General features: G+C 69.7%; 12 protein-coding genes. 10 read left to right on the top strand and 2 right to left on the bottom strand.

The genetic code is table 11. From position 1 onward, the window contains the following. Positions 1-167: 167 nt before the first annotated feature. The 9 genes from AQJ91_RS27275 (at position 168) to AQJ91_RS27235 (ending at position 10,225) form a co-directional block, all read left to right on the top strand. The gene (locus AQJ91_RS27275) at positions 168-743 is read left to right on the top strand and encodes a MarR family winged helix-turn-helix transcriptional regulator (protein ID WP_067026740.1); all 576 of its coding nucleotides are present in this window, start codon (positions 168-170) and stop codon (positions 741-743) included. Between the two features lie 187 nt (positions 744-930). Next, positions 931-2,400: an aldehyde dehydrogenase gene (locus AQJ91_RS27270; protein WP_067026738.1), complete on the top strand. Its 1,470-nt coding sequence runs from the start codon at positions 931-933 to the stop codon at positions 2,398-2,400. Beyond that, on the top strand, positions 2,393-3,331 hold the full coding sequence (locus AQJ91_RS27265) for a 3,4-dihydroxyphenylacetate 2,3-dioxygenase (RefSeq protein ID WP_067026736.1): 939 nt from the start codon (positions 2,393-2,395) through the stop codon (positions 3,329-3,331). Before AQJ91_RS27270 ends, AQJ91_RS27265 begins: the two co-directional genes overlap by 8 nt. A gap of 32 nt (positions 3,332-3,363) precedes the next feature. Beyond that, positions 3,364-4,209, top strand: a complete 846-nt coding sequence (locus AQJ91_RS27260) for a fumarylacetoacetate hydrolase family protein (RefSeq protein ID WP_067026734.1) — start codon at positions 3,364-3,366, stop codon at positions 4,207-4,209. Between the two features lie 44 nt (positions 4,210-4,253). Beyond that, positions 4,254-5,618: a pyridoxal phosphate-dependent decarboxylase family protein gene (locus AQJ91_RS27255; protein WP_067026732.1), complete on the top strand. Its 1,365-nt coding sequence runs from the start codon at positions 4,254-4,256 to the stop codon at positions 5,616-5,618. 164 nt (positions 5,619-5,782) lie between these two features. Beyond that, entirely contained in the window at positions 5,783-6,589 is an 807-nt protein-coding gene (locus AQJ91_RS27250; RefSeq protein ID WP_067026730.1) for an acetoacetate decarboxylase family protein, read from the top strand. 18 nt (positions 6,590-6,607) lie between these two features. Then, positions 6,608-8,098, top strand: coding sequence for an aldehyde dehydrogenase (locus AQJ91_RS27245; RefSeq protein ID WP_067026728.1), 1,491 nt, complete (start codon positions 6,608-6,610; stop codon positions 8,096-8,098). Next, positions 8,095-8,802: a gamma-glutamyl-gamma-aminobutyrate hydrolase family protein gene (locus tag AQJ91_RS27240; RefSeq protein ID WP_067026726.1), complete on the top strand. Its 708-nt coding sequence runs from the start codon at positions 8,095-8,097 to the stop codon at positions 8,800-8,802. The genes AQJ91_RS27245 and AQJ91_RS27240 overlap by 4 nt, the downstream gene beginning before the upstream one ends. 250 nt (positions 8,803-9,052) lie before the next feature. Further along, positions 9,053-10,225, top strand: a complete 1,173-nt coding sequence (locus tag AQJ91_RS27235; RefSeq protein ID WP_234382968.1) for a multidrug effflux MFS transporter — start codon at positions 9,053-9,055, stop codon at positions 10,223-10,225. A 96-nt stretch (positions 10,226-10,321) separates the two neighbouring features. Here the strand turns inward: AQJ91_RS27235 and AQJ91_RS27230 are convergent, their stop codons facing one another. Further along, positions 10,322-11,629, bottom strand: coding sequence for a pyridoxal phosphate-dependent decarboxylase family protein (locus tag AQJ91_RS27230; RefSeq protein WP_234382965.1), 1,308 nt, complete (start codon positions 11,627-11,629; stop codon positions 10,322-10,324). Positions 11,630-11,763: 134 nt separating this feature from the next. On the opposite strand from AQJ91_RS27230, the gene AQJ91_RS27225 reads away from it, so the two are divergent. Beyond that, complete coding sequence (locus AQJ91_RS27225) at positions 11,764-12,285, top strand: Lrp/AsnC family transcriptional regulator (protein WP_234382961.1); 522 nt, start codon at positions 11,764-11,766, stop codon at positions 12,283-12,285. Between the two features lie 382 nt (positions 12,286-12,667). Here the strand turns inward: AQJ91_RS27225 and AQJ91_RS27220 are convergent, their stop codons facing one another. Beyond that, positions 12,668-14,146, bottom strand: a complete 1,479-nt coding sequence (locus AQJ91_RS27220; RefSeq protein WP_067026722.1) for a carboxylesterase/lipase family protein — start codon at positions 14,144-14,146, stop codon at positions 12,668-12,670. Between the last annotated feature and the right edge of the window lie 9 nt (positions 14,147-14,155).

Here is a 14,155-nt window from a genome sequence, read left to right as displayed (position 1 = left end):
AGGCCAAACGATAAAGCCCGAGTGCACCGCCCACAAGAGGGTCGGGCAGATTCTGCCCGCTTCCGGCCATGACCGAAGGCCACCGGACCGGGTGACTGCGGGATACATTTGACCGCAAACGAACCTGTCGGCGACCCCGCGTCGCCCCCTACGCGAAGGAGGAGCCTGTGCCCGGGCCTCGCCGATCCATCACCGAGACGGAGCAGGCCATACAGCAGCGGCTGGGCGGCCTGACGCTGCAGCGCGAGGCCATGGCCGCCGTGGGCAACATCCACCGCGCCGCCGCGGCCGTCCGCAATCACCTGGAGAACTCGGTGCTGCGTCCGCACGAGCTGACGTGGACCAGCTTCGTCGTGCTGTGGGTGCTGTGGATCTGGGGCGAGGCGGAGACCTGGTCGGTCGCCGAGGAGGCGGGCATCTCCAAGGGGACGCTGACCGGCGTTTCACGCACCCTCGAGTCACGCGGCCTCGTGGCCCGCTCCCCCCACCCCGAAGACCGTCGCCGGGTCCTGCTCTCCCTGACCCCTGCAGGGGAGAAGCTCATGGAGGAACTGTTCCCGGCCTTCAATGCGGAGGAGGCGTTCGTCTCCGCCCCACTGAGCCCCGAGCAATGCCTCCAGCTCGCCGACAGCCTGCGCGTCATCGTCGGCCGGCTCGAGGAGCGCGGCGAGCAGCGCCGGCGGAAGCTGCTCGCCGACGAGGACCTTGCCCCGCGGCGCTCGGGCCGTCGCCCGCGTCCGTAGTCACACGTCGAGGCTCGGCCACCACGAACCCCCGGCTGTCAGGGGGCGTGCGCATCCCCCGAGCGCCCAGCCACTGAAGAGATGACCCCTGCCTCAAACGTTTGGCCCCAAATAAATATCTTGGCAGCCCTTGACACCCTCACGAGCCGACTGTTTATTTGGGCCCAAACGAAAGAAAGGTTGGGACATGACCCGCGAGCCCCAAGCAGCTGTCATCGCCGGGGTGACCGTTGACACCCGGCACTGGATCGACGGCGAGCGTGTCGCCTCCACCGAGACGTTCACCGACATCTCACCGATCGACGGCGGCGCTCTGGGCGAGATCGCCCGCGGCACCGCGATGGAGGCTGCGGCCGCGGTGGCCGCCGCGAAGGCCGCTTTCCCCGGCTGGGCCGCCACCCCGCGCGCCGAGCGCGCCCGAATCCTGCACGCGATCGCCGATGGCGTGGAGAAGCGGTTGGAAGACCTGGCAATCGTCGAGACATACGACAACGGCGCCCTGCTGCGCTCCCACCGGCGCGGTGTGATGCCCCGTGTCGCGCACAACTTCCGCTTCTTCGCGGACTGGCTGCTGCAGCTGGAGCACGAGGACTTCGAGACCCGCGGCCACACGAACCACGTCAGCTGGGACCCGGCCGGCCCCTGTGTCCTGATCACCCCGTGGAACGCCCCGCTCATGCTGGCCACCTGGAAGGTCGCCCCGGCCCTCGCCGCCGGCAACACCGTCGTCCTCAAGCCCGCCGAGTGGTCCCCGCTGACCGCGTCCCTGCTGGCTGACATCGCCGCCGAGGCCGGGCTCCCGGCCGGTGTGCTGAATGTCGTGCAGGGCTACGGCTCGGAAGTCGGCGACGCGCTGACCTCGCACCCGGACGTACGCCGCATCAGCTTCACCGGTTCGGTGCCCACGGCCAAGCGGATCGCGGCGTCGGCCGCCGCCGGCCTGACACCTTTGAGCCTGGAACTGGGCGGCAAGTCCCCGCTCCTGGTGTTCGCGGACGCAGACCTGGACCTCGCGGTCGACCTGGCGGTGGAGCAGTACGACAACGCCGGCCAGGTGTGCCTGGCCGCCACCCGGCTGCTCGTCGAGGAACCAGTCGTCGAGGAGTTCACGCGCCGCTTCGTGGAGAAGGCGAGCGCCTTGAAGCAGGGTGATCCGCGCGACGAGGCCACCGATATCGGCCCCAACATCCACCCCCGCCAACTGGAGAAGATCGACGGTTTCGTGCAGCGGGCGCTCGCGGCCGGGGCGCGTGTTGTCATCGGCGGGCACCGCAATGGCGGCCAGTTCTACGCGCCGACTCTGCTCACGGACATCGACCAGGACTCGGAGATCGTGCAGGAGGAGGTCTTCGGCCCGGTCCTGACCCTGCAGACCTTTGCCGACGAGGACGAGGCCGTCCGGCTGGCCAACGGCACCCGCTTCGGGCTCGCCGCCACCGTCGCCACCGGCGACCCGGAGCGCGCCGAGCGCGTCAGCGGACAGCTGGTCGCGGGCACGGTGTGGATCAACTGCTTCTTCGTCCGCGACCTCCAGGCCCCGTTCGGCGGCTCCCGCGAGTCCGGGGTCGGGCGTGAAGGCGGCACCTGGAGCTTCGACTTCTACTGCGACGTGAAGAACACCGTCACCGCCCCGAAGGGATGGCAGGACCATGGGTGAAATCGTCGGGGCGGGCATGCTCGCCCACGTGCCCACCATCGTGCTCCCGAAGGAGGAGCGGCTGGCGTTGAACGAGGGCAAGGAGATCACCCTCGTCACCGGCCTCCACCAGCTTCGCAAGGACGTCTTCGAGCGTGACGACTACGACACCGTCGTCGTCCTCGACTCCCACTGGGCTACCACGGTGGAGTTCGTGATGACGGCGCAGGACCGGCGGGCGGGGCTGTTCACCTCCGAGGAACTGCCGCGCGGCATGTGCCGGATGCCGTACGACTTCCCGGGCGACCCCGAACTCGCCGACACTGTGGCAAAGTTCGCCGGCAAGCACGGCACCTGGATCACCGCGATCGACGACGCGTACCTGCCGATCTACTACGCCACCATCAACCTCTGGAAGTTCCTCGGTGAGGGCCTGCCGGACAAGCGGTGGGTCACCATCGGCGTGTGCCAGACCGGTGACATGGAGGATCACCTCCGCCTCGGTCGCGCCCTGGCCGACGGTATCGCCGCGACCCCGGGCCGCCGGGTGCTGCTGATCGCCTCCGGCGCGATGTCGCACACCTTCTGGCCGCTGCGCGAGATCCGCGACCATGAGGCCAGCGACCCCGCCCACATCTTCACCCCCGAGGCCCGTGCGGCCGACGAAGAGCGAATCGCCTGGTTCAAGGAGGGCCGCCACGACAAGGTCCTCGACACCATGGACGAGTTCTGGCGATACAAGCCCGAGGCCAAGTTCTTCCACTATCTGATGATGGCGGGCGCCCTCGGCGAGCAGGCGTGCGTGGCGAAGGCACGCCAGTACGGCGAGTACGAGAACTCCGTCGGCACCGGCCAGGCCCACCTCTGGTTCGACCGCCCGGCCGACGGCTGGACCGGCCGGGGACTACCTCACCCTGCCACGCCACACATCTCGCGCCATCGCGCCACCTAAGCACCCCCTCCCCCGCATTCAGGAGCCCCACCATGTCCGAATTCCGCCGCGTCCTGCTCGACGGCGCAGACGTCCAGGTCACTGTCGACGGGGACGAACTCGTCGCCGGGGACGGGCGCCGCGTCAAGATCGAGGATGCCCGGCATCTTCCCCCGGTGGTCCCGTCCAAGGTGATCGCCGTCCACCTCAACCACCGCAGCCGCGTCGACGAGTTCCAGATCGGCCTGCCCACCACGCCCACGTACTTCCACAAGCCCACCTCGGCCCTGAACTCCCACAAGGGCGCCATCGTCCGGCCCGAGGGCTGCAAGTGGCTCAACTACGAGGGCGAGGTCGCCATCGTCATCGGCAGGACGGCCCGCAACATCGCCCCGGCCGAGGCGGGGCAGTACATCGCGGGCTACACCATCGCCAACGACTACGGCCTGCACGACTTCCGTGACACCGACGCCGGCTCCATGCTCCGCGTCAAGGGCTCCGACACCCTCTGCCCGCTCGGCCCCGGAGTGGTCACCGACTGGGACTTCCACGGCAAGGCGCTGCGCACCTACGTCAACGGCAAGGTCGTCCAGGACGGTTCTACGGACGAGATGACGTGGGACATGCACTACCTCGTCGCCGACATCGCCCGCACCATCACCCTGTACCCCGGCGACGTGCTCCTGTCCGGCACTCCCGCCAACTCCCGCCCCGTACAGCCCGGCGACGTCGTCGAGGTGGAGGTCGAGGGCCTCGGGCGGCTCACCAACCACATCGTCGTGGGGCCCACCCCTGTTCGGGCCGACGTCGGCGCGCAACCGACCGAGTCCGAGGAAGTGCTGTCGACCGCGCTGGGCGGCGACTGGGAGTTCCGCGGCATCCGCCCGCCCCGGCGCTGAGCACGCACCACGCCAAACATGCGAGACCGAAGAGGAGTGACGGGATGGACCTGAGCAAGTGGCTCGCCGCGGCTGTCGTATCGAACACCGACTGGGCGAAGACCTTCGGCCCCTATGAACCGCACCCGGCGCTGGCCGTCGACGACGGCCGGTTCGCCGCCGCCTTCGAGACCTTCACCGAGCGACTCAAGGACAATTACCCCTTCTTCCACCCCCACTACGCGGGCCAGATGCTCAAGCCGCCGCACCCGGCAGCCGTGGTCGGCTACCTGACCGCGATGCTGATCAACCCCAACAACCACGCCCTGGACGGCGGACCGGCCACCGCCACGATGGAGCGCGAGGTGGTCCAGCAGTTGGCCACCATGTTCGGCTACGAAACGCACCTGGGACACCTGACCACCAGTGGCACCATAGCCAACCTCGAGGCCCTCTTCGTCGCGCGCGAGCTGCATCCGGGCAAGGGCGTCGCCTACAGCACCGAGGCCCACTACACGCACGGCCGCATGTGCGGGGTCCTGGGGGTGGAGGGCTTCCCCGTCCCCACGGACGACCTGGGCCGCATGGACATGGCCGCGCTGGAGGAACTGCTGGGCAGCGGGCGGGTCGGCACGGTCGTACTGACGACCGGTACGACCGGGCTCGGCGCCATCGAGCCGGTCCACGAGGCGCTGGCGCTGCGTGAGCGGTACGGCGTACGAATCCACGTCGACGCCGCATACGGCGGCTTCTTCACGCTGCTGGCCGGCGCGGACGGCCCCGAGGGCCTGCCGACCGAGCCCTGGCAGGCCGTCGCCCAGGCCGATTCCATCGTGGTGGATCCGCACAAGCACGGCCTGCAGCCGTACGGCTGCGGCGCGGTCCTCTTCCGCGCCCCCTCCGTCGGCCGGTTCTACCTGCACGACTCGCCGTACACGTACTTCACCTCCGAGGAGATGCACCTGGGTGAGATCAGCCTGGAGTGCTCCCGCGCCGGTGCGGCGGCCGCCGCCCTGTGGCTCACCTTCCAGTTGCTGCCGCCCACCCGCGAGGGGCTGGGCCAGGTGCTGTCGGCCGGTAGGCGGGCGGCGCTGCGCTGGGCGGAGCTGATCGAGAATTCGGAGCACTTGGAGCTCTACCAGCCCCCGCAGCTGGACATCGTCAGCTACTTCCCGGTGACTGCCGGCCACACCCTTTCGGAGATCGACGCGGCCAGCAACCGGATCCTGCAGGAGGGCATGACCGACAGCGAGGATCCTGTCTTCCTCAGCACCCTCCGCGTCGGCGCACAGCGCTTCACCGCCCGCCACCCGAAGATCACCGCGGACGCCGACGACGCGCGAATCCTGCGCAGCGTACTGATGAAGCCCGAGTCCGAGACCTACGTCGATCACCTGCACCACCGTCTGGAGCGGCTCGCCCGCTCATGACCGCCCAGGGCGTCACCGGCTCACCGCAACCCGGCCGGCGTTGAGCCCTGCGCCGGGCGCTCAACCCCTACCTCAGGCGACGGCGAATCCATCCCTTCTCCGTTCGCCATGTCTTGTGCAGGTGGCGTGCCCCGTCCCTGCTGATCTCTTTGGAGCGTGACGACATGGCCATGGTCCGTGGCTACTTCCACCCCAAGACAGCGACCGACGGCTCGTCGCTGGTCCCCTCCCCACCCTGGCACTACTCCGGTGACCTGCTCACCGTCGAGTACCGCACCGACCCCGCCCGCGTGCGCGAACTGCTGCCCGAGCCGCTGGAACTCGCCGACGAGGACCCCGGCGCGGTGGCTCTGATCTGGGCCGACTGGCAGTCCTGCTCGGCCTTCGGCGAGGAACTGCTGGACCCGGTGCTCTCCCAGTACAAGGAGGCGTTCGCCGTCGTCCGCTGCAAGTACAAGGGCCAGACTTACACCCGCTGCGTCTACATCTGGGTCGACAAGGACTTCGCGATCGCCCGCGGACTGCACCAGGGCTACCCGAAGAAGCTCGGCTCCATCCACCAGACCCGCCCGCACCCCTACGGACCGGCGCCCCGGATCGAGGCCGGGGCGCAGTTCGGCGCGACCCTTGCCGCCGCCGACCGCCGCCTCGCGCAGGCCGTGGTGACGCTGCGCGAACCGGCGAAGACGAACGGCTTCGTCAACGCCCACCCGATGGCCCACCACCGCTGGCTGCCGTCGATCGAGAAGGGCAAGGGGCTCGCGCTGGACGAGCTGATCGAGTCCGGAGCCGCCTCCTTCGAGGGCGGTCAGCCGTGGATCGGCGACGCCGAGCTGGAACTGTTCGCCTCGCCCACCGAGGAACTGGCCCGGCTGGAGATCCGCGAGCCGATCGCCGCGTACTACCGGCAGGTCGGCGTGGTCTGGGACGGCGGCCGACTCCTGGAGTCCGGCACCTCCGGCGCCGAGTAGAGGGCCCACGGAGACACCATGCGCAACATCACCCACGAGGAACTGCTGACCCGGGCCAAGGAACTCGACCTGCCCACCCAGCACCACATCGACGGCCGGGCCGAAGCCGGCAGCGGCGCCACATTCGCCGTCGTCGCACCCCGCAACGGGCAAGTCCTCACCCACGTCGCCGACGCACGCGAGGCGGAGGTCGACCTCGCGGTCGCGGCCGCACGCCGCGCCGTCGACTCCGGCCCCTGGCCGCGGCTGTCCCCTGCCGACCGCGGCCGGATCCTGCTGCGGATCGCCGAACTGCTCGAAGAGCACCGTGAGCAGCTCGCCCTCACCATCAGCCTGGAGATGGGCAAGCCCATCACCGACGCCTACGACATCGAGCTGCGCGCCGCGATCAACACCTTCCGCTGGTACGGGCAACTGACCGACAAGCTCACCGACTCCTCCCCACACACCGCCGCCGATGCCCTCGCTCTCGTCACACGCGAGCCGGCCGGCGTGGTCGGGGCGGTCGTACCGTGGAACTTCCCGCTCACCCTGGCCGGCTGGAAGGTCGCCCCGGCCCTCGCCGCGGGCTGCGCCGTCGTCCTGAAGCCGTCCGAATCGTCACCGCTGTCCGCTCTGCTGCTGGGCCGCATCGGCAGCGAAGCCGGACTGCCCCCCGGCGTCCTCAACGTCGTCACCGGAGACGGCCCGACCGCCGGACGCGCGATCGGCCTGCACCCGGCCGTCGACGTCCTGTCCTTCACCGGCTCCACCGCCGTCGGCCGCAACTTCCTGCACTACGCCGCCGACTCCAACCTCAAGCGCGTCTGGCTGGAACTGGGCGGCAAGTCCCCCAACATCGTCCTCCCGGACGCGCCCGACCTGGAGAAGGCCGCCGCCACCGCCGCCTGGGGCATCTTCTTCAACCAGGGCGAGATGTGCACCGCCCCGTCCCGGCTCCTCGTGCACTCCTCCATCGCCGAACAGGTCACCGAAGCAGTGCTCCGGCGGGCGAGGGAACTGAAGGTCGGCGACCCCCTGGACCCGGTCACCGACATGGGAGCCCTGGTCTCGCAGGCTCACCTGGACCGGGTCCTCGACCATATCGCCACCGGCCAGGCGCAGGGCGCCCGCCTGCTGACCGGCGGGGAACGCACCCTGACCGCCACCGGCGGTGGCTTCCTCCAGCCCACCGTTTTCGACCGCGTCGACCCAGGAATGCGGCTGGCCCGCGAGGAGATCTTCGGCCCCGTGCTGTCCGTTCTCACCTTCGACGACATCGACGAGGCCGTACGGCTCGCGAACTCCACCGAGTACGGCCTCGCCGCCGGCCTGTGGACCTCCGACCTGTCCACCGCCCACAGGGTCTCCCGTGCGTTGAAGGCCGGCACCGTCTGGGTCAACTGCTATGAGGAGGGCGACCTGTCCGTCCCCTTCGGGGGGATGAAGCAGTCGGGCAACGGCCGCGACAAGTCCGTGCACGCCCTGGAGAAGTACACCGAGCTGAAGACCACCTGGATCCAGCTGTGACGCGACCGTTGATCGCCATCCCGGCCCGCTTCTCCGCCACCGCCTCCGCGCTGCGGTACGCCGCCGAGGTCAACGCCCGCGCACTCGTCGAGGCAGTCTGGCGGGCCGGGGGTGAACCGGTGAGCATCCACCCGTCGGACCCCGACGAAGCCGATGTCGCCGCCCGGCTCGCCCGCTTCGACGGCGTCCTCCTGCCCGGCGGCGGCGACATCGCCCCGTACCGCTACGGGGCCACCGGCACCCACGACCGTGTCTACGACGTCGACGACCTCCAGGACGCCTTCGACATCGAAGTCGCCCGGCGAGCGCTGGAGTCGGGAATTCCGCTACTGGCGATCTGCCGCGGTCTTCAGGTCGTCAACGTCGCCCTCGGCGGCAGCCTCCATCAGGACATGGGCGGCCCCGACGGCGCACACCGCCATCTGCTGCACCCGGTGACCATCGCTCCCGGCTCGCGGACGGCGCAGGCGGTGGGCGCGGAGAAGGCCGAAGCATCCTGCTACCACCACCAGCAGGTGGACCGCCTGGGCCATGGCCTCAGTGTGACGGCCACCGCCGTGGACGGCACGATCGAAGCCCTGGAACTACCCGGTGCCCGAAGCTGGTTCACGGCGGTGCAGTGGCATCCGGAGGACACAGCGCACAGCGACCCCGCCCAGCAGAACCTGTTCGACACCCTGGTGCGACATGCCCACTCCGGCTGAGCACCCCGGTTGGCGCTCCAGCAACCCACCGCCACGTCGGGATGTCCAAGGCGCGGTGCGGGATCTCGCCGCCAAGACAGAGGCTCCACCAGGCCTCAGTGAGGCGGGCACGGCACGGGGCCGCCGCGTTCGCCGACCGGCGGGACGCCGGCCGTGGCGAGTATCACTGCACCGCTCCCTGGGTTCGACTGGCACCGGCCCGCCCCGGAGGGTCGGTGCCCTGATCGGAGTTCTCGGTGCGCTTACGTCCGTGGCCCCCTTGGCAACGGACATGTACGTGCCGGGGTTTCCCGAGCTGGGACGGACCCTGCATGCGAGGGAGTCGGCCGTACAGCTTTCCATGACCGCCTTCCTGGCTGGGCTCGTCCTGGGCCAGATGGTCATCGGGCCGCTCAGCGACGGTCTCGGACGCCGCCGCCTGCTCCTGCCCGGCACCGTGCTGTTCGCCGCGCTGTCCCTGGTGTGCGCGCTCGCCCCCAACATTCAGGTGCTGATTGCCGCGCGGTTCCTGGAGGGCGCCGCCGGGGCGGCCGGGATGGTGCTGGCGCAGGCGGTGGTCACCGACTGGTTCCACGGCCCCGAACTGCCGCGGTACGTCTCGATGCTCTCCATGGTGCCGGGCGTGGCGCCCGTCGCGGCGCCGGTGCTGGGCGGTGCGATCCTGTCGGTCGCGAGCTGGCGGGCCGTTTTCGTCGTGCTCGCGTTCTTGGGGGTACTGCTCTTTCTGGGCGCGCTGTTCGCCGTCCATGAGTCCCTGCCACTCGAGCGGCGCCATCAGGGCGGGGTGGCCATCACGTTCCGGGCCATGGGGCGGATGCTAGGGCACCGCGCGTTCGTCGGCTGCATGCTCACTTTGGCGTTCAGCGCCGCGGCGATGTTCTCGTACATCGCCGGCTCCAGTTTCATATTCCAGAATCTGTACCGGGTGTCCGCGTCGCAGTACAGCCTGATCTTCGCGACCAACGCGGCGGGCATGCTGCTCGCCGTCTGGACCTTCGGGGCTCTCTCCCGGCGGCTACCGGTGGGCACCTTGCTGGCGGCCGGGGTCGCGGTGGCACTCGCCGGCACACTGTTGCAGGTGGCCCTGCTCGCCGCGGACGTCGGCGGCCTGGCCGGCACGTGGGCCTGTCTGTTCGTCACCCTGTTCGGCATAGGGAGCATCTTCCCGGCCAGTATGACCCTCGGGCAGTCACTGGGCCGGGAGGCATCCGGAACCACATCCGCACTGCTCGGCGGGGTGGAGTTCCTGCTGGGCGCCCTGGCCTCCCCCCTCGTCGGCGTGTTCGGTACCGACAGTCCCCTGCCGATGGCGGTCATCATGCTGAGCGCCATGCTCTGCGCCGCACTGGCGCTGGTGTTTCTGACCCGCCCCTGGCGGACTCCCGGCACACTGCCCCGGACGCGTGGCGCCGCCGCCTGCTGAGGCGGCGCCACGACGCGGGCTCCAGGCCGGGGCGATCAGCGCATGGGGGCGGCCCTGTCGCGTTGAAGGACCCAGCGAATCTACACAGTCAGAGCACTAGCGGAGCGTGAGGAGTGCGTCGATGACTTCGTCGGCACGGGTGTCCGGGTTGACGAAGGCCATGCGCAGAACTGTTGCGTCGTCCCACTGTGTCGGCACACACAGCATGGTGCCCGTCTCGGCGGCCCAGGCGGACCATGACGCATAGTCCTGTGGGCCCCAGCCAGGGCGTTCGAAGAGGACGACGGACAACTCGGGATCGATCGTCAGGCGGAGATGGTCACTGGCGCGTATGGCATCGGCTACCAGTCGGCTGGTGGTGAGTGTCTGTTCCACGGCTTTCGTGTACCGCTCGGTTCCGTGGACGGCCAGGCTGAACCAGAGCGGCAGACCGCGGGCACGGCGGCTGAGGTGGAGGGCCAGATCCGCCGGGTTGTGGACGTCTCGGTCGATGGCGTCGAGGTAGTGCGCCGACTGACTGTGCGCTACGCGTGCCGCGGCGGGATCCCGGTAGAGCAGGGCGCAGCAGTCGTACGGCGCGAAGAGCCACTTGTGGGGGTCGACGATGAAGCTGTCGGCGCGTTCGATGCCGGTGTAGAGGTGCCGAACGCTGGGTGCGGCCAGTCCTGCTCCGCCGTAGGCGCCGTCGACGTGCAGCCACACGTGGTGGCGTTCGCATGCGTCGGCGATGTCATCGAGGTCGTCGATCAGGCCGGCATTGGTGGTCCCGGCGGTCGCCACCACGGCGAACACGCCGGGTGTGGAACGCAGGACCGTGTTCACGGCGGCTCCGGTGAGGTGTCCCCGCTGGTCCACGGGTGCGGTGACGACCTCGACGTCCATGGCCTGCGCTGCGGACCTGATCGAGGAGTGGGCGCTGTCGGCGCACACGATCTTCCAGCCGTCCGCCGGCCGGGGGCCAGATGTGGCGGCAGCGGCGCGAGCCGTGATGAGAGCGGAGATGTTGCCCATGGTGCCGCCGCTGACGAAGCATCCCGCTGCGGTGCTGGGCCAGCCGAGGAGCTGGGTGAGCCAGGTCAACGCCTCGTTCTCGGCGTGGATGGCGCCGGCTCCGGACTCCCAGGTGCCCGCGAAGATGTTCGCCGCGCCGGTGACCGCGTCGAAGGCGAGTGCGGCACGGGTGGGAGCCGCCGGGATGTACGCCAGGTTCGCCGACCCGCTCTGGGCACGGGTGGCGGGTGCCAGGACTTGGTCGAACAGTTTGAGGGCCGTGGCAGCGCCGATTCCCCACGGGGTGATGGCCGTACCGGCCGCGAGGGCGAGCTCGGTGGCGGAGCGTGCCCCCGCGACCGGATCCGGAGCGCGCAGGATGCGCCGCCGGGCGTAGTCCATGACAGCCCTCACGACCTCGTCCTCATCACCCCACACCCGATTGCCGACGTGAGGCACCTTGTTAGCTGGCGTGTTACCGCATTGAGCTTTTTGCATGGCGGCAACCTAAAAGGACACACCAGAATGCACAACATTCAGTAGATTTCATGCGCAGAATGCTCAATCCGATGCGACCGAGCCCTGTCATACTGAGCACCATGCGAAACGTTGACGCCCTCGACGCCCGGATCCTCCTGGCGGTCGACGCAGACCCACGGGCCACGACGGTTGCCCTGGCCGATCGGCTTGGTCTGGCCCGCAACACCGTTCAGGCACGTCTGAAGCGACTGGAGGAGAGCGGCCAACTGAGGGAGCCCAGTCGGCGCGTGGACCCCGCGGGCCTGGGCTATCCCCTGCTGGCCTTGATCACGATCTCGATCAGCCAGCGCGTGGGGCAGCCCACCCGTGAGGCGATCCTGCGCATTCCCGAGGTGGTCGAGCTGCTCGTCACCACCGGCGACGGCGACCTGCTCGCGCGCGTTGTCGCCCGGAACACCGAGGACCTGCACCGCATCACGAACCTCTTGCTCGAAGCGCCGGGGGTTGTCCGCTCCAACACGGCCATCGTCCTGCTCGAGGTGCAGCCATTCAGCGTCCGGCCGCTACTGGAACGACACATCGGCCTCTGACATCGCGGAGCGGGTGGTTCCAGCTGCGTCGGCTTCTCGTCCGGTGATCCTCGACTCCGGCAGCGGTCGGGCATCGGTGGATCGCTGCGATACGCCGGCCTCGCCAACTCCGCCGACGGTCCAGTCGGTCAGCACCACGCTCGACCGACAGGACGCCACCTACTACGCGGAGTAGCGTTCCGGTCGGCGCAGCACCACAACACTGCCGACCCTCGCCCCGCCTGAGCCCAGGGCCTCAAGGGCGTTCGGCCAGAGCTCAGGGACTATGCCACCGCTCACTGGTACGGCGTCTCGACACGGCAGAGTTGGAGGCCGCGGGCCTGACGTCTTCCGGACTCGGCACCGCACCGACGGCCGACACTGCGCCGGATCCCCCTGACGGTCATGACCCCGACGTTGCGGTCGGCCAGATCTCGCGCACCGGGCGCAGCCGGTCGCGTTCCACCCGAGGCTCCGCGTCCCACACCATCGTCTCCCGTCGCTCGCAGGTGTAGCCCGGCCAGGCCGTGCCTGGGTCGAGGTCGCGGACGAAGGAGACCCAAGCGCTGTGCGCCGCGTCGGCCAGGCGCTGCGGCGGGTTGTCGCCCGCGGCCGCGGGAACGGCCTCGGCGTGTAGCAAGTCGAAGGCGAACGGCAGGTCCAGACAGTGGAAGGCCAGCCCCTCCACGCCTGGTGCGGTGGACTTCCAGGCGAACTCGTAGAGCCAGGTGGGAAGTCCACGTCGGGCCCGCGCTTCGGCGATGGCCAGCGCGGGGGCGCGGAAGGTGGCGTCAGTCACAGCCTGGGCCATCAGCTGGGGCGGGGTCATCCCGTGCCGGAGCTCGATGAAGGCACGGGTGCGGGCCTCGTCCAGCCCCATGGCGGCGAGCATTCCGCGTACCGCTTCCTCGGAAGCGTCGGGGAAGGTCACACCGTTGAACTCGTGCCGCGTGAAGCCGAGCAGCAGCGGGATTTCCGCGCCCGCATCGCCGGCGACGAGTGCGTCCATGACCGGTTCGGGGATCAACTCGCCATCGGCGAAGGGTGCCAGCACCAGCATGGGCAGTTCATCCCGGTCCGGGCCGGAAGCATTCAGAGCATCCTGGAAAGCGAGCATCTCGTCGTCGGTCCTGTCGCGCAGCGCGGCGGTGCTGGCCGGCAGCCCGGTGCGCGTGGTGAACAGTCGGCCGGCGGCACGCGCCACCGACGGGTCCTGCGGCTGCATCACGGCGCCGGAGGCCGAGATCGCACCGCGGAAAAGACCCTTGGCGGAGGGCGTGGCGAGCAGTGTCTGGGCGGCGCCGCCGCCCGCGGACTGCCCTCCGACGGTGACCTTCGCCGGGTCGCCGCCGAAGGCGGTGATGTTGTCGCGTACCCAGCTGAGGGCGGCGATCCAGTCGAGGACACCTCGGTTGTCGGGGGCGTCCGCGAGGTGCAGGAAGCCCTCGATGCCGAGCCGGTAGCCGAGAGAGACGAGCACGACGCCATCCCGGTTGAAGGCTGCGCCGTCGTACCAGGGGCTGGCGGCGGACCCGGCGACGAAGCCACCGCCGTGGATCCACACGAGCACCGGCAGTCGCGCATCGGGGGAAGCGTCGGGGGTGAAGACGTTGAGGTTCAGCGTGCTCGCGCCGGGGATCGTCGGTTCCGGGATGGTCGTGACCTCGGCGAAGGGGCGCCGTTGCGCGGTAGGGCCGTACGCGGTGGCGTCCAGCGGCTCGGTCCAGGGTTCGGGCGGTTCGGGCGCGGCGAAGCGGAGCTCGCCGACCGGGGGCTTTGCGTAGGGGATGCCGAGGAAGCGGATGCCGGTACCTCGGGCCTCGCCGCGGACGGGACCGCGGTCGGTGCGGACGATGATGTGCCCGACGAAGGCGGTGCTCATGGTCGGCTC

The organism is Streptomyces dysideae, from assembly GCF_001514305.1.
In the GTDB taxonomy this organism is placed as follows: Bacteria; Actinomycetota; Actinomycetes; order Streptomycetales; family Streptomycetaceae; genus Streptomyces; species Streptomyces dysideae.
Note: the sequence above shows the minus strand (reverse complement) of the source record. Positions and strands in the feature narration are given on the sequence as shown.

Bases quoted from the DNA above. Each gene is read 5' to 3' on its own strand.
- AQJ91_RS27270 (WP_067026738.1), top strand. From the start codon at position 931: ATGACCCGCGAGCCCCAAGCAGCTGTCATCGCCGGGGTGACCGTTGAC.
- AQJ91_RS27265 (WP_067026736.1), top strand. From the start codon at position 2,393: ATGGGTGAAATCGTCGGGGCGGGCATGCTCGCCCACGTGCCCACCATC.
- AQJ91_RS27260 (WP_067026734.1), top strand. From the start codon at position 3,364: ATGTCCGAATTCCGCCGCGTCCTGCTCGACGGCGCAGACGTCCAGGTC.
- AQJ91_RS27255 (WP_067026732.1), top strand. From the start codon at position 4,254: ATGGACCTGAGCAAGTGGCTCGCCGCGGCTGTCGTATCGAACACCGAC.
- AQJ91_RS27250 (WP_067026730.1), top strand. From the start codon at position 5,783: ATGGCCATGGTCCGTGGCTACTTCCACCCCAAGACAGCGACCGACGGC.
- AQJ91_RS27245 (WP_067026728.1), top strand. From the start codon at position 6,608: ATGCGCAACATCACCCACGAGGAACTGCTGACCCGGGCCAAGGAACTC.
- AQJ91_RS27225 (WP_234382961.1), top strand. From the start codon at position 11,764: ATGCGCAGAATGCTCAATCCGATGCGACCGAGCCCTGTCATACTGAGC.
- AQJ91_RS27220 (WP_067026722.1), bottom strand. From the start codon at position 14,146: ATGAGCACCGCCTTCGTCGGGCACATCATCGTCCGCACCGACCGCGGT.